This is a genomic window from Micromonospora sp. Mcm103 (genome assembly GCF_024519755.1).
GTDB classification, from domain to species: Bacteria; Actinomycetota; Actinomycetes; order Mycobacteriales; family Micromonosporaceae; genus Micromonospora; species Micromonospora aurantiaca.
On the sequence record NZ_JALJRJ010000019.1, the window covers coordinates 26,525 to 52,000 of the forward strand.

Annotated in this window: 26 protein-coding genes; 20 read left to right on the forward strand and 6 right to left on the reverse strand. The window is 73.8% G+C overall.

Features of this window, described 5'->3' with window-relative positions:
- Positions 1-292: 292 nt before the first annotated feature.
- The 4 genes from rplU to OC439_RS22250 all read left to right on the forward strand — a co-directional run bounded on the left by rplU (position 293) and on the right by OC439_RS22250 (position 2,924).
- A complete protein-coding gene (gene rplU / locus OC439_RS22235) occupies positions 293-607 on the forward strand; it encodes a 50S ribosomal protein L21 (RefSeq protein ID WP_018787289.1) in 315 nt (104 codons plus the stop codon).
- Between the two features lie 11 nt (positions 608-618).
- Positions 619-873 (forward strand): 50S ribosomal protein L27, encoded by a 255-nt coding sequence (gene rpmA / locus OC439_RS22240; protein WP_013288010.1) that lies wholly within the window; start codon positions 619-621, stop codon positions 871-873.
- A gap of 90 nt (positions 874-963) precedes the next feature.
- Entirely contained in the window at positions 964-2,415 is a 1,452-nt protein-coding gene (obgE, locus tag OC439_RS22245) for a GTPase ObgE (RefSeq protein WP_262015124.1), read from the forward strand.
- A gap of 59 nt (positions 2,416-2,474) precedes the next feature.
- A complete protein-coding gene (locus OC439_RS22250; protein ID WP_262015125.1) occupies positions 2,475-2,924 on the forward strand; it encodes a GNAT family N-acetyltransferase in 450 nt (149 codons plus the stop codon).
- Between the two features lie 94 nt (positions 2,925-3,018).
- Here OC439_RS22250 and OC439_RS22255 read toward each other — a convergent pair whose 3' ends face one another.
- Positions 3,019-3,483 (reverse strand): DUF4383 domain-containing protein, encoded by a 465-nt coding sequence (locus OC439_RS22255; RefSeq protein ID WP_262015209.1) that lies wholly within the window; start codon positions 3,481-3,483, stop codon positions 3,019-3,021.
- 210 nt (positions 3,484-3,693) lie between these two features.
- Between OC439_RS22255 and OC439_RS22260 the strand changes: the two genes are divergently transcribed.
- Genes OC439_RS22260 through OC439_RS22270 form a run of 3 tightly spaced genes read left to right on the forward strand, consistent with a single transcriptional unit; the run spans position 3,694 to position 5,601 of the window.
- Entirely contained in the window at positions 3,694-4,479 is a 786-nt protein-coding gene (locus OC439_RS22260; protein ID WP_262015126.1) for a hypothetical protein, read from the forward strand.
- A 31-nt stretch (positions 4,480-4,510) separates the two neighbouring features.
- On the forward strand, positions 4,511-4,963 hold the full coding sequence (locus OC439_RS22265; protein WP_013288004.1) for a phage holin family protein: 453 nt from the start codon (positions 4,511-4,513) through the stop codon (positions 4,961-4,963).
- Positions 4,960-5,601 (forward strand): DUF3618 domain-containing protein, encoded by a 642-nt coding sequence (locus tag OC439_RS22270; RefSeq protein WP_262015127.1) that lies wholly within the window; start codon positions 4,960-4,962, stop codon positions 5,599-5,601. The genes OC439_RS22265 and OC439_RS22270 overlap by 4 nt, the downstream gene beginning before the upstream one ends.
- 65 nt (positions 5,602-5,666) lie before the next feature.
- Here OC439_RS22270 and OC439_RS22275 read toward each other — a convergent pair whose 3' ends face one another.
- Together OC439_RS22275 and OC439_RS22280 are read right to left on the reverse strand one after the other, a co-directional pair.
- Positions 5,667-6,755: a glycosyltransferase gene (locus tag OC439_RS22275; protein ID WP_262015128.1), complete on the reverse strand. Its 1,089-nt coding sequence runs from the start codon at positions 6,753-6,755 to the stop codon at positions 5,667-5,669.
- A 128-nt stretch (positions 6,756-6,883) separates the two neighbouring features.
- Positions 6,884-8,167 (reverse strand): cytochrome P450, encoded by a 1,284-nt coding sequence (locus OC439_RS22280; RefSeq protein WP_262015129.1) that lies wholly within the window; start codon positions 8,165-8,167, stop codon positions 6,884-6,886.
- A 239-nt stretch (positions 8,168-8,406) separates the two neighbouring features.
- Here OC439_RS22280 and OC439_RS22285 point away from each other — a divergent pair, with 239 nt between their 5' ends.
- Positions 8,407-8,793 (forward strand): hypothetical protein, encoded by a 387-nt coding sequence (locus OC439_RS22285; RefSeq protein ID WP_262015130.1) that lies wholly within the window; start codon positions 8,407-8,409, stop codon positions 8,791-8,793.
- Positions 8,794-8,800: 7 nt separating this feature from the next.
- Here the strand turns inward: OC439_RS22285 and OC439_RS22290 are convergent, their stop codons facing one another.
- Positions 8,801-9,019, reverse strand: coding sequence for a DUF397 domain-containing protein (locus OC439_RS22290; protein WP_013287999.1), 219 nt, complete (start codon positions 9,017-9,019; stop codon positions 8,801-8,803).
- A 66-nt stretch (positions 9,020-9,085) separates the two neighbouring features.
- Here OC439_RS22290 and pepN point away from each other — a divergent pair, with 66 nt between their 5' ends.
- The 10 genes from pepN (at position 9,086) to OC439_RS22340 (ending at position 20,360) form a co-directional block, all read left to right on the forward strand.
- Positions 9,086-11,602, forward strand: coding sequence for an aminopeptidase N (gene pepN, locus OC439_RS22295; protein WP_262015131.1), 2,517 nt, complete (start codon positions 9,086-9,088; stop codon positions 11,600-11,602).
- A gap of 84 nt (positions 11,603-11,686) precedes the next feature.
- Entirely contained in the window at positions 11,687-12,283 is a 597-nt protein-coding gene (nadD, locus tag OC439_RS22300; protein ID WP_262015132.1) for a nicotinate-nucleotide adenylyltransferase, read from the forward strand.
- 110 nt (positions 12,284-12,393) lie between these two features.
- Entirely contained in the window at positions 12,394-12,798 is a 405-nt protein-coding gene (rsfS, locus tag OC439_RS22305; RefSeq protein ID WP_013287996.1) for a ribosome silencing factor, read from the forward strand.
- A complete protein-coding gene (locus OC439_RS22310) occupies positions 12,795-13,424 on the forward strand; it encodes a histidine phosphatase family protein (RefSeq protein WP_262015133.1) in 630 nt (209 codons plus the stop codon). The genes rsfS and OC439_RS22310 overlap by 4 nt, the downstream gene beginning before the upstream one ends.
- Before the next feature lie 48 nt (positions 13,425-13,472).
- Positions 13,473-14,327, forward strand: a complete 855-nt coding sequence (locus tag OC439_RS22315; protein WP_262015134.1) for a DegV family protein — start codon at positions 13,473-13,475, stop codon at positions 14,325-14,327.
- A gap of 9 nt (positions 14,328-14,336) precedes the next feature.
- Positions 14,337-15,113, forward strand: coding sequence for an SDR family NAD(P)-dependent oxidoreductase (locus tag OC439_RS22320; protein ID WP_262015135.1), 777 nt, complete (start codon positions 14,337-14,339; stop codon positions 15,111-15,113).
- A 503-nt stretch (positions 15,114-15,616) separates the two neighbouring features.
- Positions 15,617-16,420 (forward strand): ComEA family DNA-binding protein, encoded by an 804-nt coding sequence (locus OC439_RS22325; RefSeq protein WP_262015210.1) that lies wholly within the window; start codon positions 15,617-15,619, stop codon positions 16,418-16,420.
- Positions 16,417-18,828 carry a ComEC/Rec2 family competence protein gene (locus OC439_RS22330; RefSeq protein ID WP_262015136.1) on the forward strand — a complete coding sequence of 804 codons (2,412 nt, stop codon included), beginning with the start codon at positions 16,417-16,419 and terminating at the stop codon, positions 18,826-18,828. Before OC439_RS22325 ends, OC439_RS22330 begins: the two co-directional genes overlap by 4 nt.
- 123 nt (positions 18,829-18,951) lie before the next feature.
- Positions 18,952-19,932: a DNA polymerase III subunit delta gene (gene holA, locus OC439_RS22335; protein ID WP_262015137.1), complete on the forward strand. Its 981-nt coding sequence runs from the start codon at positions 18,952-18,954 to the stop codon at positions 19,930-19,932.
- Positions 19,929-20,360, forward strand: coding sequence for a hypothetical protein (locus OC439_RS22340; RefSeq protein ID WP_410054947.1), 432 nt, complete (start codon positions 19,929-19,931; stop codon positions 20,358-20,360). The genes holA and OC439_RS22340 overlap by 4 nt, the downstream gene beginning before the upstream one ends.
- A 428-nt stretch (positions 20,361-20,788) precedes the next feature.
- On the opposite strand, the gene rpsT is transcribed toward OC439_RS22340, so the two are convergent.
- Positions 20,789-21,055 (reverse strand): 30S ribosomal protein S20, encoded by a 267-nt coding sequence (gene rpsT, locus OC439_RS22345; protein ID WP_013287988.1) that lies wholly within the window; start codon positions 21,053-21,055, stop codon positions 20,789-20,791.
- A gap of 486 nt (positions 21,056-21,541) precedes the next feature.
- The gene (locus tag OC439_RS22350) at positions 21,542-22,522 is read right to left on the reverse strand and encodes a phosphotransferase family protein (RefSeq protein ID WP_262015139.1); all 981 of its coding nucleotides are present in this window, start codon (positions 22,520-22,522) and stop codon (positions 21,542-21,544) included.
- Positions 22,523-22,618: 96 nt separating this feature from the next.
- Between OC439_RS22350 and OC439_RS22355 the strand changes: the two genes are divergently transcribed.
- Positions 22,619-23,155 (forward strand): DUF4240 domain-containing protein, encoded by a 537-nt coding sequence (locus OC439_RS22355; protein ID WP_262015140.1) that lies wholly within the window; start codon positions 22,619-22,621, stop codon positions 23,153-23,155.
- A gap of 126 nt (positions 23,156-23,281) precedes the next feature.
- The gene (lepA, locus tag OC439_RS22360) at positions 23,282-25,159 is read left to right on the forward strand and encodes a translation elongation factor 4 (protein WP_013287985.1); all 1,878 of its coding nucleotides are present in this window, start codon (positions 23,282-23,284) and stop codon (positions 25,157-25,159) included.
- The last annotated feature ends 317 nt before the right edge of the window (positions 25,160-25,476 follow it).

The following is a 25,476-nucleotide window of genomic DNA, read 5'->3' on the forward strand; positions in this document are numbered from 1 at the left end:
TCTGACCTGCTCGAACAGGACCCCTGAATCCGCGCGCTATGGGTGGATTCAGGGGTTCTGTCGTGTCCGCCGGCCGCCGGGAGGCCGCGGACCGCGGGCCCGGTTTGGGGGGCGGGCCGGGTATGGCGTACCCTTGCCTGCGGCGCACTTTTGGTGTGCCGAGTTCCCGCGTGCCCGCGCTGCCGGTGTCACGGCTCCCGGCGAGACGCCGTGGGAACGACCGCGAACGGTGTGACAGCCGACTGCGGTGGAATAGACGCCAGTAGCCTCAACGACAGGGAGTCCGCCTCCGATGTACGCGATCGTCAAGACCGGCGGCAAGCAGTACAAGGTCGCCGAGGGCGACGTGATCGAGGTCGAGAAGCTCGCCGGTGCCCCCGGCGACGCGGTGAAGCTCACCGCGGTGCTCCTCGTCGACGGTGACGACCTGGTGACCGACGCGGCGAAGCTCGCGAAGGTCGCGGTGTCCGGCGAGATCGCCGCGCACACCAAGGGCCCGAAGATCCGGATCCACAAGTTCAAGAACAAGACCGGCTACCACAAGCGCCAGGGTCACCGCCAGCCGCTGACCCAGGTCAAGGTGACCGGCATCTCCAGCGGGAAGTAGGTCGTCCTCCAATGGCTCACAAAAAGGGTGCGTCCAGCTCGCGTAACGGCCGTGACTCCGCGGCCCAGCGGCTCGGCGTGAAGCGCTTCGGTGGTCAGGTCGTCAGCGCGGGTGAGATCCTCATCCGTCAGCGTGGCACCAAGTTCCACCCCGGTGACCTGGTCGGCCGTGGCGGCGACGACACGCTGTTCGCGCTGGCCGCCGGTTCGGTTCAGTTCGGCACCAAGCGCGGTCGCAAGACCGTCAGCATCGTGCCGCAGCAGTAGTTCTGAAAGCGTTGCGGGCCGCGGACCTCGAGTCCCGGCCCGCTTCGCTTTTTCACGTGCGGGGCGGACCCCGCTGGAAGGATTGGCGTCGTGACGACGTTCGTTGACCGGGTCGTCCTGCACATGCAGGCCGGCGACGGCGGGCACGGCTGTGTCTCGATCCACCGGGAGAAGTTCAAGCCGTTCGGCGGGCCGGACGGCGGCAACGGCGGCCACGGCGGCAGCGTGTCGCTGGTGGTCGACGCGCAGGTCACCACGCTGCTCGACTTCCACTTCCGGCCGCACCTGAAGGCCGAGAACGGCAAGGGCGGCGCCGGCTCGAACCGGGACGGTGCCAACGGCCGCGACCTGCTCATCAAGGTGCCGAACGGCACCGTCGTGCAGAGCCTCGACGGCGAGGTGCTGGCCGACATGGTCGGCGTCGGCACCACGTTCGAGGCGGCCCGGGGCGGCCGGGGCGGGCGCGGCAACGCCTCGCTGGCGAACGCCCGCCGCAAGGCGCCGGGCTTCGCCGAGCTGGGTGAGCCCGGCGACCGGCTCGACGTCGTGCTGGAGCTCAAGAGCGTCGCCGACGTGGGCCTGGTCGGCTTCCCCTCGGCCGGCAAGTCGTCGCTGATCTCGGTGATCTCCGCGGCCAAGCCGAAGATCGCCGACTACCCGTTCACCACGCTGGTGCCGAACCTGGGCGTGGTCCGGGTCGACAACCACACCTTCACCGTCGCCGACGTGCCGGGCCTGATCCCTGGTGCGGCCAGCGGCAAGGGCCTGGGCCTGGAGTTCCTCCGCCACGTCGAGCGCTGCGCCGTGCTGGTGCACGTGATCGACACCGCGACGCTGGAGCCCGGCCGCGACCCGCTCGCCGACATCGACGCCATCGAGTCCGAGCTGTCCCAGTACGGCGGCCTGGCCGACCGGCCCCGGCTGGTCGCGCTCAACAAGATCGACGTGCCGGACGGCAAGGACCTCGCCGACATCGTCCGCCCCGACCTGGAGGCGCGTGGCCTGCGCGTCTTCGACGTCTCCACCGCCACCCGCGAGGGTCTGCGCGAGCTGATGTACGCGATGGCGGAGCTGGTCGAGCAGGGTCGCCGCGCCGCCCCGCCGGCCGAGCCGACCCGGATCGTGATCCGCCCGAAGGCGGTCGACGACGCCGGCTTCACCATCGAGGCCGAGCCGGACGGCTCGTACACGGTGCGCGGCAGCCGGCCGGAGCGCTGGGTCAAGCAGACCAACTTCGACAACGACGAGGCGGTGGGTTACCTGGCCGACCGGCTGGCCCGCCTCGGCGTCGAGGAGAAGCTCGCGAAGGCCGGCGCGCAGGCCGGTGACCTGGTGCGCATCGGCGACCGGGAGTTCGACTGGCAGCCGACGCTCTACGCCGGCGTCGACTTCGTACCCGGTAACCGGGGCACCGACGTACGGCTCGAGGAGAAGTCGAACCGTCCGTCGGCGTCCGACCGGTTGGCGGCCCGCAAGGCCCGCCGGGTCCGGCCGGAGGACGAGGTCGAGGCCGCGCCGGTGGCGGAAGCGGACGCCGAGTAGCCGTTTCCGGGTCGGTGGCGGGAAACCTGCGCGAAATCAGGCCGATCTAGCGTACGGGCATGTTGATCGAGTCCCGTCCCGCCACCGATCCGGAGATCGCCGCGCTCGTCGTCGCCCAGCAGCGTGAACTGCGCGACGCGGACGGCGGGCTGGACGGGCAGGTCACAGTCGTGCACACCGACATCCACTACCTGGCCGCCGTGGTGGGCGGCCGGGCCGTCGGCTGCGGTGGGCTCCAGGCACTCGACGCCGACACCGGCGAGCTGAAGCGGATGTACGTGCGTCCGGCGTACCGGGGGCGGGGCATCGCCCGGCAGATGCTGGTGGCGCTGGAGGAGCTGGCGTTCCGGCACGGGCACCGCACGGTGTGCCTGGAGACCGGCACCTACCTGCCGGCCGCGATCGCGCTCTACCGATCAAGCGGTTACGAGCCGATCCCGGTGTACGGCGACTACGTGGACAACCCGTACAGCGTCTGCTTCGCCAAGCGGCTGCCGGTGGCGGCCTGACCGGTGGCCTGACGCTCGGGGCGGGCGTGGTCGCGGTTGTCCTCCGGCCCGGCGCCGGGCCGGGGCAAACGCCGCACCGGCGTGTCGCGCCTGGTCAGGGGCGGTCGAACGGGGCCTCCACCGGGGTGCCGGTGCCGAGGTTGTTGTTGAGCAGCAGACCGGCGGCGAGCATGCCGAACCCGAGGACCAGGTGCAGCCAGTTGTCGGCGTCGTTCACCGGCACGAAGTTGGCAGCGGTGTCGCGGTCGATGGCGAAGCCGTACAGCCACAGCACCAGGTAGAGCGCGCCGCCACCGGCCAGGAAGACCCGCGCCCCGGCCAGCCGCCGGGCCATCACGAGCCCGACCAGCCCGAACAGCAGGTGCACCAGGTTGTGCAGCACCGACACCTGGAACACCCCGAGCAGCTTCGCCTCGGAGTGGTGCCCGGCGAACGTCAGCTCGCCGTAGTGCGTGGTGATGCCGGGAATGAAACCGAGCACGCCGATGAGCGCGAAGACGGCGGCCGCCGCGAGGGCGACCTTCTGCACCGCAGGCCGGGCGGGCGCGTGTTCGCGCAGGTCACGTGCCATCCCTGTCACCCCCGTGGAACTCGCCGCCGCCCGGGCGGGCGGGCACCCCATTGTCTGACCGGGGCAGGGCACTCCCGCAGAGAATTCACGAATCAGGCATGGAGCCGCCGACCTGGGGTAGGGCGATTGTCACGCGGAAACAAATCCGCGTACCCCCCGAAGACACCCCGCTGGGAACACACGAGCGGAAGGGACACCATGACTCAGGATCTTTCCCCCAGTTCGGCCACGTACCAGTCGACGAACGGTGGTGGCGGCGTACGTGACCAGGCCCGCCAGGTCGGCTCCGACGCCGCGAACGCGGGCGGCGCCGTCGCGCAGACCGCCAAGGAGCAGGGCCGGGAGGTGGTCGGCGAGGCCAAGCGGCAGGCCCGCGACCTCTACGGCGAGACCCGCACCCAGGTCGCCGCCCAGGCCGGTCAGCAGCAGCAGCGCGCCGCCAGCGGACTGCGCTCGCTCGCCGACGAGATGCGCACCATGGCGCAGCAGGGCGGCGGCTCCGGGCCGGTCACCGAGCTGGCCCACCAGGCGGCCGAGCGCGTGCACGGCGTGGCCGGCTGGCTGGAGCAGCGGGAGCCGGGTGACCTGCTCAACGAGGTGAAGAGCTACGCCCGCCGCAACCCGGGCACGTTCCTCGTCGGCGCGGCGCTGCTCGGCGTGGTCGCCGGGCGGCTCACCCGCAACATCACCGCGCTCGGCGACGACAGCGCGGCGCGGCCGGCGTACGACCCGGACCGCACCGCCGTCATCCCGACCGCGCGTGAGGTGCCGGACCAGGTGCCGCCGGGCGGCTACCTCGACCCGACGCCGGGCAGCTACGCCGAGCCGGACCCGGGCTACTCCGCGCCGGGCGCGACCTACCCGACCGGCGGCGCCCCGAACACCTGGGCCGACCCGGCGGGTGGCACCGGTCAGCCGCTGCCGCCGCCGGAGCGCACCGACCCGCTGCCGGGTGTCCCGTCGACCGGCGCTCCCCGCCCGTGACCGGCCGCACCGGCAGAAGGGAGGCGACGGCATGACCGTACCCACGCAGGACCCCGGCTATCAGGCGGCGGGTGCCCCGCCCCACGCCGACGAGGTGCGCGGCAGCTCGCTCGGCGACCTGATGCGTCAGGTCACCACTGACCTGTCCACGCTGATGCGCCAGGAGGTCGAGCTCGCAAAGGCGGAGATCCGCCAGGAGGGCAAGAAGGCGGGCAAGGCCGCCGGACTGTTCGGCGGCGCCGGCTTCGGCGGCTACATGGTGGCGCTCTTCGTCTCGATCGCGATCTGGCAGTTCCTCGACAACGTCATGGACTCCGGGCTGGCCGCGCTGATCGTGGCCGTCATCTGGGCCGCTGTCGCGGCGGTCCTGTACTCGATGGGCAAGAAGAACGCCGAGCGGATCCGCGGCCTGAAGCAGACGAACGACAGCGTGCAGCGCATCCCCGACGCGCTCAAGCCGCACCCGGAGGGAGTCATCCGATGAGCACCGATCCCGAGCAGATCCGCCGCGAGATCGAAGCCACCCGCAACAACCTCAGCTCGGACGTGGACGCCCTGGCGTACAAGGTCAGCCCGAGCCGCATCGTCGACGACCGCAAGCAGCGCGTCCGCAGCGCGCTGACGAACGTGAAGGACAAGGTGATGGGAACCGCATCGGATCTCGGCCACGGCACCGGCCACGCCGCCCACTCGGTGGGCGACCACGCCTCCTCGATGGCGTCCACGGTGGGCGACAAGGCGCAGTCCGCCGCCGCCACGGTGAGCGACGCCGCGCACCGGGCGCCGCAGGTGGTGCGGCGCAAGTCCGAGGGCAACCCGATCGCCGCCGGCGTGATCGCCTTCGGTGTCGGCATGCTGGTCTCCTCGCTGATCCCGGCCACCCGCCGCGAGCAGCAGGTCGCCGCGCAGGTCAAGGAGAAGGCCGCCGAGCACGGCGGCGTCGTCAAGGAGAAGCTGGGTGAGGTCGCCACCGAGCTGAAGGACGAGCTGCGCGAGCCGGCGCAGCACGCCGCCGAGTCGGTGAAGGCCACCGCGCAGGACGCCGCGTACGCGGTCAAGGACGACGGCCGCGCCGCCGCCCAGGACGTCCGGCACAGCGCCGAGCAGGTGCGGTCCTCCTGAAGGTCCGCGCTCTCGGTAAGGAAGGGCCCCTTTTTATCGCCTGGGCGACAAAAAGGGGCCCTTCCTTACACCTCGGCGCGCAGCGGCGGCGGGGGCACCGCCCCGGTCTCCACCCACAGCACCAGATCGTCGGGGCGGCGCCGCGCCATCCGCCGGCGCAGGACCCCTGTGGGGTGGGCCGCCGTCCGCAGCCGGGCGCCCGCGTAGGGCACCCCGCCGCGCAGCCGCCGGCCCACAGCCAGCCACGCGCACAGGCCACGTTCCAGCACCCAGGCGGGCGCGGCCAGGCTCGTGTGCGCCGGGAAGACCCGGGCGCCGCCGGCCCGTCGCCGGCCCAGCTCCGCCACGGCCACCGTCGCCAGTCCGGCGCGCAGCAGCAGCCCGGGCCGGCGGGTGGCGAGCGCGACAGCCGTCGCCGGCAGCACCGTCAGCGCGGCCAGCAGCCACACCGGCCGGGCCGTCTCGTCGTACGCCTGCCGGACGCGCTGCCCGAGGAAGTGCGCGACGGAGGGCGGTAGCCGCCGCACGTACAGCCACGCCGGGGTGGCGGTGCTGCCGCCGTACGCGCGCACGGTCCGGACCAACTCCAGGTTCTCGAAGAGCACGTCGGGGTCGTAGCCGCCCATCGCCAGGAACGTGCTCCGCCGCACCCCGAGCGTGCCCGGCCAGTCCCCGCCGAACACGCGGGCCAGCAGCGTCCGGCCGGTGTCCCACCAGGCGTGCCAGGGCAGCGGGTCGAAGTGGTTCTGCGGCCGGACCAGGTCCACCCCGTCCAGCAGCTGGTGCACCGCGCACAGGGCCGCCCGGTCGTACCGGACGTCGTCGTCGGCGATCACCACGTGCTCGTGCCGGGCCAGCGCGACGCCGGTGAGCACGCCGAGCACCTTGCCGTTGCGCCCGCGCAGCGCCGGGTCCGGCGGCACGTGCCGGACCAGTCCGCGCCAGGCTTCGGCGTGCCGGGCGAACGACTCTGGCGCCGATCCGTCGACCACCACCACGTCGACCCACCGGCTCAGCTCGCGCAGGTACCCGGTCAGCTCGTCCAGGCCGCCGTCGTCGTGGGCGCGCAGCGGCAGGACGTACGCCATCGGCAGCCGGACCGGCGCGGACGCGGTGCCCGCGTCGCGTGGCGGCGCGGCGGTCGGTCGGGTCATGTCGTCTCCCCTCGTGGCGGGTGACGCGACTTGCCCGGAATGCGGCTGCTGAAACCGTTCTGGCCGGCTGTGCCGGTTAGCGCAGCCGGATATCGCGGCCGGCGAGATCGACCCCGGCTCGGCCCGGTTCAGCGCAGCGGGCGTACCCCACCGGCCGGGCGTGCGCCGTCGGCCGGGCGTACCCCGTCGAGGACCAGCCCGCCGGGCGGCAACGCCGGCATGGCCCCGAGGTCGAGCGCCAGGTCCTGCGGCGGTACGCGGTAGCTCATCGCGCCGGTCAGGTTCGTCACCGCGCGTTTCATCAGCTCGATCGTGATCCACTCACCGGCGCAGCGGTGGCCGGTGTCGTGGTCGCCGCCGCCCTGCGGGACCAGGCCGAACGGGTCGTCGCGCCGGCCGGCGAAGCGCTCCGGGCGGAACCGTTCCGGCTCCGGCCACACGTCCGGGTGGTGGTTGGTGCCGTACAGGTCGAGCAGCACGCGCCGGCCCTGCGGGAACGCGTATCCCCGCCACGTGAACGAGCGGCGGACCCGGGCCGCGGCGACCGGGAAGAACGGGTAGTAGCGGCGTACCTCCTGCACGAACTGCTCGGTCGCGGCGTCGTCGCCGGGTAGCCGGTCCCGCCAGTGCGGGTGGTCGTGCAGCGCCAGCGCGGCGAAGACCACGTACCGGTCCACCGCGACGGTGGGGCGCAGCACGTTCAGCAGTTCCACAGCGGCGATCCGGCGCGGCAGCGGCAGCCCTCGTTCGTCCCGGTGCCCGGCCACCACCGCCAGCGCGCTGCCCTCCGGGGCGGGCACCGCGCCCGCGCGTACCCGCTCGATCAGCTCGCCGGCCCAGCGTTGCGCGTGCCGGCGGCCGAGGCGTCCGCGCCAGTGCCGGGGGCCCACCGCGGCCGGCGCCTCGATCATGGCGTGCATCTCGGCGGTGCGGCGCGGTACGTCTGCCTCGGCCAGCGGCACCCCGGCCCAGGCCCAGACCGTACGGGTCAGGATCCGGCCCACCTCGTCGTAGAGCACCACCGGGCCGCTGCCCGCCCAGTCGAGGATCCGGGCCCGCCACTGTTCGTCGAAGGTCTCCCCGAGGCGGCGGATCGCGGCCGGCGTCATGATCGACATGAACATCGCCTTGCGGACCAGGTGGGCCTGCCCGTCAAGGCCCTGCACGCCGCCGACGCCGGTGAGCGTGCGCTGTCCGCGCATGGGCATGGCGCCGCGCCTGACGAACCGCTCCTCGTCGTAGAACAGCTCGGCGGCCTCCCGGCCGCGCAGGCAGATCGTCGGCTCCAGCAGCAGCCGGGTCTGGAAGACGTCGCTGCCGAGGCGGTCGCAGCGGGAGCCGACGAAGCGGTAGCCCTCGCGGAGGAACGCCAGTGTGCTGTCCGGGCTCCGGTCGCTCGGCATGGTGCTCATCTCGGCTGCTCCTGACGCGGTTCGGCGGCGCTGCCTGCCTACCCGGGCCGGCGCGGCCGAACCCTCCATTCCAGCAGCTCCGGCCCTTCGGGGGAGGGGCCGGCCACGCGGGCGGGCGCTGGCCCCTCCCCGGTCGCGGAAAAGCTGGTTGGCTCGGGTTCGCGGACCGGCGGGCGACCGGCCCGCCGCCCGCCGGCGCGACGTCCGGCGGGCGTCACCGGCGACGGGGGAGGGCACCGATGCGTGACGACAGGGCGGCACGACGGCACCGCGAGGCGTCGGCCCGGCTGCGCGGCGACGGCCGCGACGGGCCGCTGATCGGGGCGCCCCGGCGCTCCGCGCCCCGCCCGCCGCGCCACTTCACCGTGCACCTGGGCTTCGCCGCCGCCGATCCGGCCGTCGCGCGGGAGCACGCCGTGGCGTACGCCGAAGCGCTCGGCCTGCTCCGCCCGGAGCTGGCGCTCGGTGCGGCGGCGCTGTCCCCGGCGGACGCCTGGCACCGCGCCGAGCGGCTGTTCTGCGACGCCGTCGGGCCCGACGGCGAGCGCTGCGCCGACGTGGCCGGTCACCCCGGCTTCCACCACGCGCCCGGCCCGGGCGGCCTCGGCTGGGGCAACGGTGACTGAGGCGCGCTCAGTCCAGGTCGAACTCGCCGTCCTGGGCGCCCGCGACGAACGCGTCCCACTCGGCCTGGGTGAAGACCAGCACCGGCCCGTCCGGCTCGGCGGAGTTGCGCATACCGATCAGGTCGTCGACGAAGGCCACTTCGACCGCTCCCTCGGAGGTGTCGCCCTCAGCCCGCTGCCAAACCGCCCGGGAGAGGTCGAAATCGCCCTTGGGGTGCTGACCCATCGCTGCTCCTCCATCGCCATGCGTAACGAGACGGCCCGAGCGGACCTCATCGGGCAGGATAAGCGGATGCCGAGCCTCACCCGTGCAGAGGCGACCGCGCGCCGCGCGTCGATCACCGTCGAGTCCTACGATGTGGACCTCGACCTGACCGGCGACGCCGAGCGGTTCCGCTCCGCCGTCACCATCCGGTTCCGGGCCACCCCCGGCGCCGAGACCTTCGTCGACGTCAAGCCGCGCCGACTCCTCGCCGCCCGCCTCAACGGCAACGACCTCGACCCGGCCCTGCTGGCCGGCGACCGGCTGCCGCTGACCGGCCTGGCCGAGGACAACACGCTCACCGTCGAGGCCGAGATGGCCTACTCCAACACCGGCGAGGGGCTGCACCGTTTCGTCGACCCGGCCGACGGCGAGACCTACCTCTACGCGATGTCCTTCCTGGACGACGGGCCGCGCATCTTCGCCGCGTTCGACCAGCCCGACCTGAAGGCGCCGGTGACGCTGACGGTCACCGCGCCGCCGGAGTGGACCGTCGCCGCCAACGGGCCGCTCGCCGACCGCCCCGCGCCCGGGCGCTGGGAGTTCGCCACCACCGAGCCGCTGGCGACCTACTTCGTCTCGCTGATCGCCGGGCCCTGGCACGTGCTGCGCGCCGAGCACGACGGCATCCCGCTCGGCCTCTACTGCCGGCGTTCGCTCGCCGCCCACCTGGACGCCGACGCCGAGGAGATCCTCACCGTCACCCGGCAGTGCCTCGACCGCTTCCACGAACTGTTCGCCGAGCGTTACCCGTTCGGCAAGTACGACCAGGCGTTCGTGCCCGAGTTCAACGCCGGCGCGATGGAGAACCCGGGCCTGGTCACGATCCGCGACGACTACGTGTTCCGCTCGGCGGTCACGGACACCCAGCGTGAGCTGCGCGCCACCACCATCGCCCACGAGATGGCGCACATGTGGTTCGGCGACCTGGTCACCATGAGCTGGTGGGACGACCTGTGGCTCAACGAGTCCTTCGCCGAATACCTGGGCACCCGGGTCACCGCCGAGGCGACCCGGTTCGACCGGGCATGGACCACGTTCGCCAGCCGCCGCAAGGCGTGGGGCTACACCGCCGACCAGCGTCCCTCCACCCACCCGGTGGCCCCGGAGGAGGTCGCCGACGCCGCGCAGGCGCTGCTGAACTTCGACGGCATCTCGTACGCCAAGGGCGCCAGCGTGCTGCGCCAGCTCGTCGCCTGGCTCGGTGACGAGGCGTTCCTGGCCGGGCTGAACGCGCACTTCGCGGCGCACCGGTTCGGCAACGCCACGCTCGCCGACCTGCTTGCTGCCCTGGGTACGGCGAGCGGTCGCGACCTGGGCGGCTGGGCGGAACGCTGGCTGCGCCGCGCGCAGGTGAACACACTGCGGGTCGACACCGCTGTGGACGCCGACGGGCGGTGGACCGACGTGGCGATCGTGCAGACCGCCCCGGCAAGCCACCCGGTGCTGCGGCCGCACCGAATCGGGGTGGCCCACCACTGCGCGGACGGCCCGGCGTACCGGTTCGAGGTCGACCTCGACCCGGACGCCGACGGTGGCCGCACGCCGCTGCCGGAGCTGGTCGGGCGGCCCGCCACCGGGCTCGTGCTGCCGAACGCCGGTGACCTGACGTTCGCGAAGATCCGGCTCGATCCGGCCTCGGCGGACGCGGTGCCGCTGCTGCTTCCCGGCCTCGACGATTCGCTGGCCCGGGCGCTGCTCTGGGCCGAGACGCTGGACGCGGTCACCGACGGGGAACGGCCGGCCGGCGCGCTCGCCGAGCTGATCGGGGCGGCGCTTCCCGCCGAGACCGAGGTGACGATCGTCGAGGACGTGCTGCTGCTCAGTCGCCGGCTGATCGACCGCTACCTCGATCCGCTCGCCCGTGACGCGGCGCTGCTGCGGGTGGCGACCGCCTGCACGGCGCTGCTCGACTCGGCGCCCGCGGGCGGCTCCCTGCAACTGGCGGCGGCGCGGGGCCTGATCGGCGCGACCACCGACACGGTCATGCTGACCGGCTGGCTCGCCGGCAAGGACGTGCCGCCGGGGCTCGCGGTCGACGCCGACCTGCGCTGGGCGGTGCTGCGCCGGCTCGTGGTGCTCGGCGCGGCCGGCGCGCCGGAGATCGACGCCGAGGCCGACGCCGACCGCAGCGCCACCGGCGCCGAGCAGGCCGCCGCGTGCCGGGCCGCGCTGCCCGACGCCGACGCGAAGCGCGCCGCCTGGGAGATCGTCACGCGCAGCACCGAGCTGTCGAACCGGCTCGTCGAGGCGACCGCCGAGGGCTTCTGGCAGCCCGAGCAGACCGAGCTGACCGCCGGGTACGTGGAGCGCTACTTCACCGACATGCCGACGGCTGCGCGGCTGCGTACCGCGTGGGTGGCCGACGCGGTCACAGTGGCCGCGTACCCCCGCTACGCCGTGTCGCAACCCACCCGGGAAATGGCCGCGGCGCTGCTGGCCCGCGACGACCTCACGCCCGGCCTGCGGCGATGGGTGACCGACCTGGACGACGACATGCGCCGGGCGCTGGTGGCCCGGACGGCGGTGGCCGCCGCGTCGGCCTGACCGGGGGCACGCCGGGCGGGGACCACCCGCCCGGCGTGGCCGACCCCGCCCGAGACCGCCCGCCGCGCGGCCTACGATCGCGGGGTGGAGGAAGACATCCAGCGGGTCGGCATCATGGGCGGCACGTTCGACCCGATCCACCACGGGCACCTGGTGGCGGCGAGCGAGGTGGCCGACCGGTTCGGCCTGGACGAGGTCGTCTTCGTGCCGACCGGGCAACCGTGGCAGAAGGCGGAGGAAGCGGTCACCCCGGCCGAGGACCGCTACCTCATGACGGTGATCGCCACCGCCTCCAACCCGCGTTTCCAGGTGAGCCGCGTCGACATCGACCGGGGCGGTCCCACCTACACCGTCGACACGCTGCGCGACCTGCACGCCGAGTACGGCCCGAAGGCCCAGCTGTTTTTCATCACCGGCGCGGACGCCCTGGAGCGCATCCTCTCCTGGAAGGACCTGGACGAAGCGCTCGAACTGGCCCACTTCATCGGCGTGACCCGGCCCGGTTTCGAACTCACCGACAAGCACCTGCCGGCCGACTCGGTGAGCCTGGTGCAGGTGCCCGCGATGGCGATCTCCTCGACCGACTGCCGCGCGCGGGTCGCCCGGGGGGAGCCGGTGTGGTACCTGGTGCCCGACGGTGTGGTGCAGTACATCGCGAAACGGCGTCTTTACCAGCGGTGATTCGCCCCCGTGTGTCCCGGTTCATGCCTGAAATCGACCAGAACTGACAAGTCGCCGCACCGCCGGGTGTGAGACGCTTGGAGGGTCGCACGGTTGATCGAAGGAGAACGGTGACAGTTTCCGAACGCGCGCACGAGCTGGCGATGGCCGCCGCCCAGGCCGCGGCCGACAAGAAGGCACAGGACATCGTCATCATCGACGTGGGCGACCAGCTCGCGATCACCGACGCGTTCCTGCTGGCCGCCGCTCCGAACGAGCGTCAGGTGCTCGCCATCGTCGACGCCATCGAGGAGCGCCTGCTGGAGCTGCCGGAGAAGGCCAAGCCGGTACGCCGCGAGGGCGAGCGGGGTGGCCGCTGGGTGCTGCTCGACTACGTCGACATCGTGGTCCACGTCCAGCACACCGAGGAGCGCGAGTTCTACGCCCTCGACCGGCTCTGGAAGGACTGCCCGCAGATCCCGTTCACCGATCGCGACCTGGCCGACTCGGCCGCCGGCACCGCCACCGCCGAATGACCCGCCTGATCGTCTGGCGGCACGGCAACACCGACTGGAACGCCGCGAGCCGGGTCCAGGGGCAGACCGACGTGCCGCTCAACGACCTCGGCCGGGAACAGGCGCGCGCCGCCGCGCCGGTGCTGGCCGCGCTGCGCCCGGACGCGATCGTCGCCAGCGACCTGCGCCGGGCCGCCGACACCGCCGCCGCGCTCGCGGCGCTGACCGGGCTGCCGGTCCGCTCCGACGCCCGGCTGCGCGAACGGCACTTCGGCCAGTGGCAGGGCCTCACCCTGACCGAGGCGGCCGAGCGGTTCCCCGACGAGTACGCCCGCTGGCGGGCCGGCGACCCCGACCCCGGCGCCGGCATCGAGCCCCTTGGTGACCTGGGCGCCCGGCTCGGCGCCGGGTTCCAGGACGCGGCCGACCTCGCCGTCGGCGGCACTGTCGTGGTGACCACGCACGGCGGCGGCGCCCGGCAGGGCGTCGGGCACCTGCTCGGCTGGGACCACACGGTGCTGCGCAGCCTCGGCTCGCTGGCGAACTGCCACTGGACCGAACTGCGCCACGACGACGTGCGGGGCTGGCACCTGCGTGCGCACAACGTCGGCCTGATCACCCAGCCGGCGCTCACCGACGCCGTCTGACACCTCCGGCCCCGGCAACTCACAGGGCCATCGGCTAGCGTGCCGGTCATGCCCGTCGCGGTCGTCACCGACTCCACCGCCTACCTGCCCCCCGACGTGGTCCGCGCACGCGGGCTCACAGTCGTCCCGCTGACCGTCGTGCTCAACGGCGCGGAAGGGCTGGAGGGCGTCGAGACCTCCCCGGCCGACGCCACCCGCGCGCTCAGCGGCCGGCGGGTCTCGGTGAGCACGTCCCGGCCCGCGCCCGAACAGTTCGCGCAGGTCTACCGCACGCTGCTCGCCGAGGGCGCCGACGGTGTGGTGTCGGTGCACCTGTCCGCCGAACTGTCCGGCACCGTCGAGGCCGCCCGGCTCGCCGCCGCCGAGGTCGGCGACGACCGGGTCACCGTCGTGGACAGCCGATCCACCGGCATGGGCCTCGGCTTCCCGGCGCTCGCCGCCGCCGCGGCCGCCGCGCGGGGCGCCGACCTGACCGGGGTACGCGACGCGGCGCTGGACGCGGTCACCAGGACCACCATCTACTTCTACGTCGACACGCTGGAGTTCCTGCGCCGGGGCGGCCGGATCAACGCGGCCGAGGCACTGCTCGGCACCGCCCTCTCGGTCAAGCCGATCATGCACATGCCTGACGGCGCGATCGTGGTCAAGGACAAGGTCCGTACCGCCAGCCGGGGCGTGGCACGCCTGGTCGACCTCGCCGTCGAGGCGGCAGGCGACGCCCAGGTGGACCTCGCCGTGCACCACCTCGCCGCGCCGCAACGCGCCGAGCAGTTGCTGACGGCGCTGACCGAGCGGCTGGGCGACCGCCTGCACGACACGTACGTCACCGAGGCCGGGGCCGTCGTCGCCGCGCACGCCGGGCCCGGGCTGGCATGCGTGGTGGTCCACCGCCGCACGCCCTAGGGTGGCCGGATGAGCCCTCTGTCGTACGTCGTCACCGGCGGCGGGCGCGGCGTCGGACGGGCCGTCGTCGAACGGCTGGCCGCCGACGGCGGCACAGTGGTCGTGGTCGAGCGGGACACCAGCGCGCTGGACTGGCTGGCCCGGCATACGCTCGCCGACCGGCTGCACGCCGTGACCGGCGACGCCGGCGACGAGGCGGTCACCGGCCGGGCCGCCGACCGCGCCGAGGCACACGCGCCGCTGGCCGGCTGGGTCAACAACGCCGCCGTCTTCCGCGACGCCGACCTGCACCGCGCGCCCGCGAGCGAGGTCGTCGACCTGATCGCGCTCAACCTGCGCCCCGCCGTGGCCGGGGCCGGCACCGCCGTACGCCGGTTCCTGGCCGCACGCACCGGCGGCGCGATCGTCAACGTCTCGTCCCACCAGGCCCGCCGGGCCGTGCCGGGTGCTCTGCCGTACGCCACTGCGAAGGCCGCGCTGGAAGGGCTGACCCGGGCGCTCGCCGTCGACTACGGTCCGCGCGGGATCCGCGCCAACGCCGTCGCACTCGGCTCCATCCACACCGAACGGCACGCCGCCTACCTGGCCGGACTCGACCCGGCCGGGGTGGAGCACGTCGACGCGGAGATGGCCCGACTGCACCCGCTCGGCCGGATCGGGCGTACCGACGAGGTGGCCGAGGTGGTCGCGTTCCTGCTCTCCGACCGCGCCTCCTTCGTCAACGGCGCGACGGTGCCGGTCGACGGGGGACGGGCCGCGCTCGGGCTGGACCCGGAGGCACGCTGAGCTTCGCCTCCCGGCTGCCCTAGCACAGTCAGGGCTCGATCGGGATCCTGTCCACAGTGCGCCCGCTGTCCACAGGTGAGAGTTCACCGGCCGACTGTTGACGAGCCGTCGCCGTAGCGTCCCGAGCCGTGCCAGACGACCAGGAGACGACGGTACGGCGGCGGCTCGCCCGGCTGTTCGGGTTCACGGATGCCGCCGCCGTCCCGCCGATCCGCGCCGGCCGCTTGGGCGAGTCCGGCCATCGAGCCGGAGAGGCCCAGCCCGGCCCGGATCTCGTCGAGCAGGGCGGCCGAGCGGCGCGGTCCTTCTGGCGGCCCGGCCTTTCCCTGCCCGGGCCGGACGATGCCGTGCCGATCTTCACCGGCGGGTCCGGCGCGAGCCTCGGGGATGCCCCTAGCCGGGCCGGCACCCGCGACCCACAGCCGCCGGGCGAGCAGGACGCCGGTCCGCCTGCTCGGCGTCGGCCCGGTGCCCGAGGGCGGCTCGGGCGTGCGCCGGACGAGATCGAGCCGGGTTTCGGGCTGCGCCCCGGATTCCCGGAGCGCTACGGCGGGCGGGAGCATCCGTTCGGGGCTGATCCGGCCTCCGCCGATCCGGACGCCGACGGCATAGGCGACGCTCCGGCAATCGAGCGCGGGCTCGCGTCGCGACTGCCCGGCCCCGGGGCGTTCGATCCCGGGCGCCGGGGCGTACGCGCGCTCGCGGCGGTGGCCGCAGTGGTGGTCCTGGTGGCCGCCGTCTGGGCGTGGCGCGCGCGTCCCAGCGCCGAGCCCGTCCAGCCGGTCGCGGCTTCCGCCGAGGCGCCGGTGAGTGCGGCGACCGAAACCGTTCCCGGGGTACCCGCGCCGGCCGGCTCACCCGGTCAGGTGGTCGTCGCGCTGGCCGGCAAGGTCCGGCGCCCCGGCCTGGTCCGCCTGCCTGCGGGCGCGCGGGTGGCCGACGCGATCGAGGCGGCCGGCGGTGCGCTGCCCGGCGTCGACGTGGCGCTGCTCAACCCGGCCCGCAAGGTCACCGACGGGGAGCTGATCCTGGTCGGCGTCACCGCCCCACCCGGGCAGGCCGCGCCCGGCCCGGCGGCCGGTGGTGGTGCACCGGGTGGCTCGGCGGCGCCCGCCGGACCGGTCAACCTGAACACCGCCACGCTGGCCCAGCTCGACGCGCTGCCGGGCGTCGGTCCGGTGCTCGCCCAGCGGATCCTCGACCACCGGGACCGCAACGGCGGGTTCCGGTCCGTGTCCGACCTGCGGCAGGTCGACGGCATCGGCGACGCCCGGTACGAGCAGCTCAAGGAACTGGTGACGGTGTGACCGCCAGACGCGGGCCACGCCCCGCGCCCCTCGATGGTGGCGCGGCCGACCGCGACGTGCCCGACCTGCGGCTGGCCGGGCTGGCGGTTGCGGCCTGGCTCGCCGCGTTGGCCGGGCTGCACCTGAGTGTCCGGTCGAGCGTGTGGATGGCCGCCGTCGCTGCCGCGCTGGCCCTGCTCACGGGCCTGCACCTGGGCGGCGTGCTCGGCCGGCCGGGTGCGGCGGTCCGCCGTTACGGCTGGATCGCGGTCGCCGTGCTGCTCGGCGTGCTCTGCGGCGCGGCGGCCACCGGCGCCCGGGTCGCGGTCCGCGACGCCGCCCCGGTCCGCGCGCTCGTCGCCGACAGTGCCCCGGTCACCGCCGAGCTGGTGTTGCGCGACGACCCCCGCCCGGTACGCGGCGCACCCGGCCGGCAACCGATGCTGCTGGTCCGTGCGGATCTGATCCGGCTCACCGGACCCGACGGCGCCCGCGTCACCGGCCCGGTACGCGCCCTGGTGCTCGCCACCGACCCGGCCTGGCGTCCACTGCTTCCCGGCCAGCGGGTCACCAGCCGGGGGAGGCTGGCCGCCCCGCGCGGCGGTGACCTGACCGCAGCCGTGCTCTCCACCGCCGAACCGCCCACGCTGCGCGGCGACGCGTCGTGGCCGCAACGGGCCGCGGGGGTGCTGCGGGCCGGGCTGCAACGGGCCTGCGAGCCGCTGCCCGACGCGCCGGGCGGTCTGTTGCCGGGCCTGGTGGTGGGCGACACCAGCCGGCTGCTGCCGGAGGTGGAGGAGGACTTCCGGGCCACCGGGATGACGCACCTCAACGCGGTGTCCGGCTCCAACGTGGCGATCGTCGTCGGAGCGGTGCTGCTGCTGGCGCGCTGGGCGCGCGCCGGTCCGCGTACCGCCGCCGTGCTCTGCGTCCTCGCGCTCGTCGGGTTCGTCATTCTCGTGCGGCCCTCGCCGAGCGTGGTGCGTGCCGCCGCGATGGGCGCGATCGGGCTCGCCGCGCTCGCCGCCGGGCGGTCCCGGTCGGCGCTGCCGGCGCTCGCCGCCGCTGTCACCGGCCTGGTCCTGTACGACCCGGATCTCGCGGACGACCCGGGTTTCGCGTTGTCGGTCTGCGCCACCGGGGGACTGCTGCTGCTCGCGCCGGGCTGGCGGGACGCGTTGCGGCGCCGGGGCGTACCGACCGGGCTGGCCGAGGCGCTCGCGGTGCCGGCTGCCGCGCAACTGGCCTGCGGCCCGGTGATCGCCGGGCTGTCCGCGACGGTGAGCCTGGTGGCGGTGCCGGCGAACCTGCTGGCGGTGCCGGCCGTCGCGCCGGCCACCGTGCTCGGCGTGCTGGCGGCGGTGCTGTCGCCGGTGTGGCCGGGCGGTGCGGAGTTCCTGGCCTGGCTGGCGAGTTGGCCGGCGCGCTGGCTGGTGGCGGTCGCCGCGTACGGGGCGGACCTGCCGGCCGGGAACCTGCCGTGGGCGGGTGGGGTGGCAGGCGCCCTGCTGCTGGCGGCGGTGAGCGTGGCGCTGCTGCTCGCCTTCCGCCGACGCCGGGCGAGGCGGCTGATCGCTGTCGTCGCGGTGGCGGTGGTGCTGGGCGCGGTGCCGATCCGGCTGCTCGCCTCGGGCTGGCCGCCGCGCGGCTGGGTGGTGGTGGCGTGCGCGGTGGGGCAGGGGGACGCGGTGGTGCTGCCGGTCGCCGTCGGCCGGGCCGTGGTGGTCGACGCCGGCCCGGAGCCGTCCGGCGTGGACGCCTGCCTGCGCCGCCTTCGCGTACGCGAGGTGCCGCTGCTGGTGGTCAGCCACTTCCACGTCGACCACGTCGGCGGCGTGGCCGGGGTGTTCCGGGGCCGGCGGGTGGGTGCGGTGGTGGGTCCGTCCTGGTCCGAGCCGCCCTTCGGTGCCGCCCAGGTACGCGAGGCGGCCCGCGGGGCAGGTGCGCCGCTGACCCCGGTGCAGGCGGGCTGGCGGTGGTCAGCGGGTGCGGTGGACCTGGTCGCGGTCGGGCCGCCGTACCCGCTGCGGGGCAGCCGGTCGGATCCGAACAACAACTCGCTGGTGCTGGCCGCCACCGTGGGCGGGGTACGGATCCTGCTCACCGGTGACGCCGAGACGGAGGAGCAGCGGGCGATGCTGGAAACCACACCGGCCGCCGCGATCCGGGCCGACGTGTTGAAGGTCGCCCACCACGGGTCGCCGTACCAGGCGCCGGAGTTCCTGGCCGCGGTGCGTCCGGCGGTGGCGCTGGTGTGCGTGGGCGTCGACAACGACTACGGGCACCCCAACGCCGGGCTGCTGGACCGGCTGACCCGGGCTGGTGCGCGGGTGCTGCGTACCGACACCGACGGGGACGTCGCGGCGGTCCGGGGGGATGCCGGCCTCGCGGTGGTGAAACGCGGCGCCGAGTCGGGGCGGCCACGCTGAATCAGGGGAATCTTGTCGCGGTAGATGAGGAATCAAGTCAAATGTCTGGATTTGCGCTGTGTGCGGGCTGCGCCGTCACAGTCCCCGATGAGCAGGCCCGGCCGGGTCGGAGGGCGTGCGAGTATGGGCGACGTGACCCCCGCCGACCTGCCTCCTATTGTGCTCGTCCTCGGCGACGAGGAGCTGCTCGCCACGCGAGCGGTCACCGAAGCCGTCGCCCGGGCCCGCGAGGTCGACCCCGACGTCGACGTACGGGAGTACCAGGCCGGCACGCTCACCGTCGGTGAGATCGCCGAGATGCTCAGCCCGTCGCTGTTCGGCGGTCGCCGGGTGCTCGTGCTGCGCTCCGGGCAGGACGCCCGCAAGGACCTGTCGACAGCGCTGCTCGCGTACGCGAAGAACCCCGACCCGGAGGTGCAGCTCGTGGTGCTGCACCTGGGCGGGGCCAAGGGCAAGGCGTTTGCCGACGGTCTGCGGGCTGCGGGCGCCACAGTGGTGCCGGCGGTGAAGCTGAAGGGCGACCGGGAGCGGGCCGCCTTCGTGCGGGACGAGATCCGCCGCATCGGCGGCAAGTGCACGCCCGACGCGGCCGACGCGCTGGTCGCCGCCGTCGGGAACGACATGCGTGAGCTGGCCGCCGCCTGCTCGCAGCTGGTCGCCGACACCGACGGCCGGATCGGCGCGGACACCGTCGCCCGCTACTACCGGGGGCGGGCCGAGGTCACCGGCTTCACCGTCGCCGACGCGACGATGGTCGGTGACGTACCAGGCGCGCTGGAGGCGCTGCGGTGGGCGCTGCACGTCGGCGTCGACCCGGTGCCGATCGCCGACGCGCTGGCCGACGGCGTACGGACCGTCGCCCGGGTCGCCGCCGCAGGCCGGGGCAGCGCCTTCCAGCTGGCGAAGACGCTCGGCATGCCGGCCTGGAAGATCGAGAAGGCCCAGGTACGCGCCCGGGGCTGGACGCCGGAGGGCCTGGTCGAGGCGATGCGGGTGGCGGCCGAGTGCAATGCGGCGGTCAAGGGCGGCGCCGACGACCGGGCGTACGCGCTGGAGCGGGCCGTGTTCTCGGTGGCCGCGGCCCGGCAGGGCGGCGCCCGGTGACCCGAGCGTGGTCGACGGTGGCCACGGACGAGGAGCGGTACCGCCCGCTCTACGCCCGGGTGCTGGGACTGCGCTTCGTCAACCCGGGTGGGGTGCTCTGCTTCCTCTTCTTCGAGGGCGCGGTGGCGCTGGCTGTCCTGCTCGCGCTCGCCGAACTGGTGAGCTGGTGGGCGGTGCTGGTGCTGCCGATCGCGGTGGCCGCGATGGTCAAGCTCAACGACGTGGTGGCCGAGATGGTCGTCCGCACTGCGGCGCAGGTGCCCGAGCAGGAGCGGGACCGCTTCCGCCGCCAGATGGAGCCGGTGGTCGGCCGGGCCCGGGTGCCCACGAGTGCCCGCGCACTCCCGGGCGGCGCGACCACCGACTCCCGGGGCGTCCGCTACCACCATCCGCAACGCGCGACGTTCGACCACCCGAACGAGCAGTAGCGGCCCCGCGCTGCGCCTCCCCGACACCCCGCGCTGCGCCCTCCATGAGACGCCCGGCGTTGCGCCTCCCGACGCCGCGCACCGCGCCCTCCGGACGCCCCGTGCCGCCCGGGCTGGCGATCATGGGTTCGGTGGTGGGGCGTGTCGGGTCAGCCGGACTGGCTGCTGGGTCCGGTGCCCGCGTCGCCTCCCGACACCTCCCGCTCGCCCTCCGGGCGCCCCGCGCTCTCCCGCCGGAACGACCGCCGAAGACGCCGCTGGCCGCGATCACTCCGCAGATCTTGGTACGAAACGGCCCCCAGAGGGGCCGAAATCGTCCAAGATCTTCGGCGCGCGCGGCGCGTAGCGCGCCGAGGCGGGGGAGTGCGGACAGGCGGAAGCCCCGTGGCTCGTGGCCCCGGGGCTTCCGGTGGAATCTGTAGCGCTGGTCAGGCAGAGAACGAGGCGACGCGCTTGGCGATCGCCGACTTCCGGTTGGCCGCCTGGTTCGAGTGGATGACACCCTTGCTGGCAGCCTTGTCCAGCTTGCGGGTGGCCTCACGCATGAGCACGGTGGCCTTCTCGGTGTCGCCCGCCTCCGCAGCCTCGTGGAACTTCCGGATGGCGGTCTTCAGCGACGACTTGACCGACTTGTTACGCAGCCGGCGCTTCTCGTTCTGCCGGTTGCGCTTGATCTGGGACTTGATGTTCGCCACGCGACAGCCTCGTCTTGATAGCTCGGGTTGGTCTGCTTTCGCGCACGACGAGCATGCGTCATCGCCGCGCGAAAAGCCAGGCTACCAGGTCGGCCCCGGACGAGCCAAAACGCCTCCGGCCGGGGCCCACCCGACCCTCGTCACCAGCATGCCGCCGCACCCATGGACGCCGCCAGGCCGACCGGCGTTCCCAGGCTGGTCGGGCGGCGCGCCAGTTCGGGGAGGTGGCGGGGTCAGAGCCCGTGTGATGCCGCCTTTTCCCCGTGCTGGTGTGGATCAAGGGTGAGGGTCGGTGGACTGGTTCGCCAGGTCGGGGAAGTGGCGGGGTCGGGGGCAGTGTGATGTGGCCACTTCCCCGTGCTGGTGTGGATCAAGGAGGCGATGGGATGCGGCCGCCTTGCCGAACCGGGGTGGATCACGGGGAACCGGCGGGGTGGGGCCGGCTCGCGGACCAGGTTGCTTGTTGCCATGGCTGTCCCTCGTCAGTCAGGACCAGCCCTGCCGCTCGGCCAGCCAGGCGAGCGCCTGCTCCCCGCTCCACCGCTGGTGGGCGCGCAGGTGCGGGGAGGTGTTCGACGGTCCGGCGGCGGCACCGGTCAGGAAGTACCCGGCCAGTGCGGCGAGCGTCACGTCCAGCGCGTCGGCGGGCGCTCCCGCCGTCGCCGGGTGACCGGCGAACGCGGCGTCGGCGTCCAGGTCGCTGGCGTACGCGGTGAGCAGCAGCCCGGCCAGGTCGAACCAGGCCGGCCCGTGGCAGAGCCAGGGCCAGTCGCACAGCCAGGCCCGGCCGTCGGGGTCGATCAGGAGGTTGTCCACCCGCAGGTCGCCGTGGGCCAGCCCGGGGGCCGCGTCGGCGTACCCGGGCAGGCGCGACTCCAGCGCGACCAGCTCGGCCAGCGGGGCGCCGGCCGCCTGCTCGGGCAGCGGCTCGCGGCCGGCGGCCACCTCGCCCCACCAGAGGATGTCGTCGCGGGCCAGGTCCGCGAGGCGGGGGAGCCGGAGCGCGGCCAGCTCCGCGGGCGGGCCGGCGAGCGCGGCGGCCACCTCTGCGTACGTGGCGAGTGCGGCGTCCAGCTCGGCCGGCGCCCAGGGCAGCGCGGGGGTGTGCCCGTCGATCGCGTCGAGCGCGAGCGCGTACCAGCCGGACTCGGTGAGCGCCCAGCGCGGCCGGGGCACCGGCAGCCCGGCCGGGAGCCGGGCCAGGATCGCCGCCTCGTGGGCGTACCAGTCGACCAGGTGCCGCTGCCCGTGCAGTGCCGCCGCCTTGACGAACACGCGCTCCCCGGCGGGGCCGGTCAGCACGGCGGCGAAGCCGCTGGTGAATCCGCCGCCCGTCACCCGTACCGCCGCGGGTGGGCCGCCGATCCGGGCGGCCAGCGCGTCGCGCAGCCCGGCCGGCAGGTCGGCCCAGCCGGGCCGGACGGCTGTCGACCCGTACGGGACGGGCGGTAGGGAGATCGGGCGCACCGCACCATGCTGCCGCACCGGCGGCGCGCACCATGCTGCCGCACCGGCGGCGCGCGGCGAACCGGCGCGTCGGTGGGCTCTGCCAGACTGCCTGCCATGAGGACCGACGAGTTCTGGCAGCTGATCGACGACGCCCGCGCCGGTGCCGGGGGAGAGCCCGACGCAGTGGCCGCCCGGGCAGTCGCGCTGCTGGCTGAGCGCGACCCGGAGGAGATCGTCGGCTACGCCCACCACCAGCGGCGGGTGCTCGCCGCCTCCTACAAGGTCGACCTCTGGGGCGCGGCGTACCTGATCAACGGCGGCGCCTCGGACGACGGCTTCGAGTACTTCCGGGGCTGGCTGATGACGCAGGGGCGGGCGGTGTTCGCGCGGGCGGTCGGCGATCCGGACGCGCTGGCCGAGCTGCCGCAGGTGCGGGCCGCGGCGCTCAGCGGCGAGGAGTTCGAGTGCGAGGAGATGCTGGCGGTGCCGTGGGACGCGTACCGGAAGGCCACCGCGTCCGACCTGCCGGCCGAGCGTGACCCGGTTCCGGTGCCCGACCTGAACGACTTCTGGGACTTCGACGACGAGGAGGAGGCCCGCCGCCGCCTGCCGAGGCTGGCCGCCCTCTTCGTCGAGCCACCCGTGGAATAGCCGAGCCACCCGTGGAATAGCGGTGGAGTGAAGGGGGAGCCCGGGCGCGCGCCGGGCGACGTGGGACCATGGAGGGGGCCGGCGGCGCGCCGGCCCGCTCACGTCAGCCGACCAGAACGGACCGCTGTGCCACCGACGCTCGATCCCGGCGCGAACGCTCCTGGTGCCACCGACCCGGCGCGCATCCGGAACTTCTGCATCATCGCCCACATCGACCACGGGAAGTCGACCCTGGCCGACCGGATGTTGCAGCTCACCGGTGTGGTCGACCCGCGGCAGATGCGCGCGCAGTATCTGGACCGGATGGACATCGAGCGCGAGCGCGGCATCACCATCAAGAGCCAGGCCGTGCGGATGCCGTGGACGATCCGCGAGGGCGACCGGGCCGGCGAGACCGCCGTGCTCAACATGATCGACACCCCGGGTCACGTGGACTTCACCTACGAGGTGTCCCGTTCGCTCGCCGCCTGCGAGGGCGCGATCCTGCTCGTCGACGCCGCGCAGGGCATCGAGGCGCAGACCCTCGCCAACCTCTACCTGGCGCTCGAGAACGACCTGCACATCATCCCGGTGCTCAACAAGATCGACCTCCCGGCCGCGCAGCCGGAGAAGTACGCCGAGGAGCTGGCGCACCTGATCGGCGGCGACCCGGCGGACTGCATCAGGGTCTCCGGTAAGACCGGCGAGGGCGTGCCCTACCTGCTGGACGAGATCGTCCGGCAGTTCGTGCCGCCGGTGGGCGAGGCCGAGTCGCCGGCCCGCGCGATGATCTTCGACTCGGTGTACGACGTCTACCGGGGCGTGGTCACGTACGTCCGGGTGATCGACGGCCGGATCTCGGCCCGGGACCGGATCAAGATGATGTCCACCGGCGCGGTCCACGAGTTGCTGGAGATCGGCGTCATCTCGCCGGAGATGGTGAAGGCCGACGCGCTCGGCGTCGGCGAGGTGGGTTACCTCATCACCGGCGTGAAGGACGTGCGCCAGTCCCGGGTCGGTGACACCGTCACCATCAACAACAACCCGGCCAAGGAGGCGCTCGGCGGCTACAAGGACCCGAAGCCGATGGTCTACTCGGGTCTCTATCCGATCGACGGCTCGGACTACCCGAACCTGCGCGAGGCGCTGGACAAGCTCAAGCTCAACGACGCCGCGCTGGTCTACGAGCCGGAGACCTCCGGCGCGCTGGGCTTCGGTTTCCGCTGCGGCTTCCTCGGCCTGCTGCACCTGGAGATCATCCGGGAGCGGCTGGAGCGGGAGTTCAACCTCGACCTGATCTCCACCGCCCCGAACGTGGTCTACCGGGCCATCCAGGAGGACGGCGAGGAGATCGTGGTCACCAACCCGAGCGAGTACCCGACCGGCAAGATCGCCGAGGTGTACGAGCCGACGGTGCGGGCCACGGTGCTGACCCCGAACGACTACGTCGGCGCGGTGATGGAGCTGTGCCAGGGTCGCCGGGGCAGCCTGCTCGGCATGGACTACCTCTCCGCCGACCGGGTGGAGCTGCGCTACACGCTGCCGCTGGCCGAGATCATCTTCGACTTCTTCGACCAGCTCAAGAGCCGCACCAAGGGTTACGCCTCGCTGGACTACGAGCCCTCCGGCGAGCAGGCGTCCGACCTGGTGAAGGTCGACATCCTGCTGCACGGTGAGCCGGTCGACGCGTTCAGCGCGATCGTGCACAAGGACAAGGCGTACACGTACGGCACGACGATCGCGGCGAAGCTGCGCACGCTGATCCCGCGCCAGCAGTTCGAGGTGCCGATCCAGGCGGCCATCGGCAGCCGGGTGATCGCCCGGGAGACCATCCGCGCGATCCGCAAGGACGTGCTCGCCAAGTGCTACGGCGGTGACATCAGCCGGAAGCGCAAGCTGCTGGAGAAGCAGAAGGAGGGCAAGAAGCGGATGAAGATGGTGGGCCGGGTGGAGGTCCCCCAGGAGGCGTTCATCGCGGCGCTCTCGTCCGACTCCGGCGACGGCAAGCCCGCCGGCAAGAAGTAGGCCGCCGGAGCCACGAACCGGCCGGCGTCCCCTCGCAGGGGCGCCGGCCGTTCGCGTACCCAGGAAATTTTCAGCTGCTGGCAGCGCTCCCACCTGCGGGTTCGTCCCGGCCGGGGAGCGGCGGTCGATGCCGCCGGTTTCGGTTTTCGATGCGTCGGGCACTTAGCGGTCACGACAGTAACCGCACAGAACGTGCGAAATCGCTTTAGGAGGACCGACCGTGGAGTTCACCGTCTGGGGCATCGTCACCGCGCTCGTCGTGGGTCTGATCGTCGGCGCGCTGGGCCGGCTGGTCGTGCCGGGCCGGCAGAACATGC

Coding starts and splice junctions, on each gene's coding strand:
- rplU (WP_018787289.1), top strand. CDS start 293: ATGTACGCGATCGTCAAGACCGGCGGCAAGCAGTACAAGGTCGCCGAG.
- rpmA (WP_013288010.1), top strand. CDS start 619: ATGGCTCACAAAAAGGGTGCGTCCAGCTCGCGTAACGGCCGTGACTCC.
- OC439_RS22250 (WP_262015125.1), top strand. CDS start 2,475: ATGTTGATCGAGTCCCGTCCCGCCACCGATCCGGAGATCGCCGCGCTC.
- OC439_RS22260 (WP_262015126.1), top strand. CDS start 3,694: ATGACTCAGGATCTTTCCCCCAGTTCGGCCACGTACCAGTCGACGAAC.
- OC439_RS22265 (WP_013288004.1), top strand. CDS start 4,511: ATGACCGTACCCACGCAGGACCCCGGCTATCAGGCGGCGGGTGCCCCG.
- OC439_RS22270 (WP_262015127.1), top strand. CDS start 4,960: ATGAGCACCGATCCCGAGCAGATCCGCCGCGAGATCGAAGCCACCCGC.
- OC439_RS22275 (WP_262015128.1), bottom strand. CDS start 6,755: ATGACCCGACCGACCGCCGCGCCGCCACGCGACGCGGGCACCGCGTCC.
- OC439_RS22280 (WP_262015129.1), bottom strand. CDS start 8,167: ATGAGCACCATGCCGAGCGACCGGAGCCCGGACAGCACACTGGCGTTC.
- OC439_RS22285 (WP_262015130.1), top strand. CDS start 8,407: ATGCGTGACGACAGGGCGGCACGACGGCACCGCGAGGCGTCGGCCCGG.
- OC439_RS22290 (WP_013287999.1), bottom strand. CDS start 9,019: ATGGGTCAGCACCCCAAGGGCGATTTCGACCTCTCCCGGGCGGTTTGG.
- pepN (WP_262015131.1), top strand. CDS start 9,086: ATGCCGAGCCTCACCCGTGCAGAGGCGACCGCGCGCCGCGCGTCGATC.
- OC439_RS22310 (WP_262015133.1), top strand. CDS start 12,795: ATGACCCGCCTGATCGTCTGGCGGCACGGCAACACCGACTGGAACGCC.
- OC439_RS22315 (WP_262015134.1), top strand. CDS start 13,473: ATGCCCGTCGCGGTCGTCACCGACTCCACCGCCTACCTGCCCCCCGAC.
- OC439_RS22320 (WP_262015135.1), top strand. CDS start 14,337: ATGAGCCCTCTGTCGTACGTCGTCACCGGCGGCGGGCGCGGCGTCGGA.
- holA (WP_262015137.1), top strand. CDS start 18,952: ATGGGCGACGTGACCCCCGCCGACCTGCCTCCTATTGTGCTCGTCCTC.
- OC439_RS22355 (WP_262015140.1), top strand. CDS start 22,619: ATGAGGACCGACGAGTTCTGGCAGCTGATCGACGACGCCCGCGCCGGT.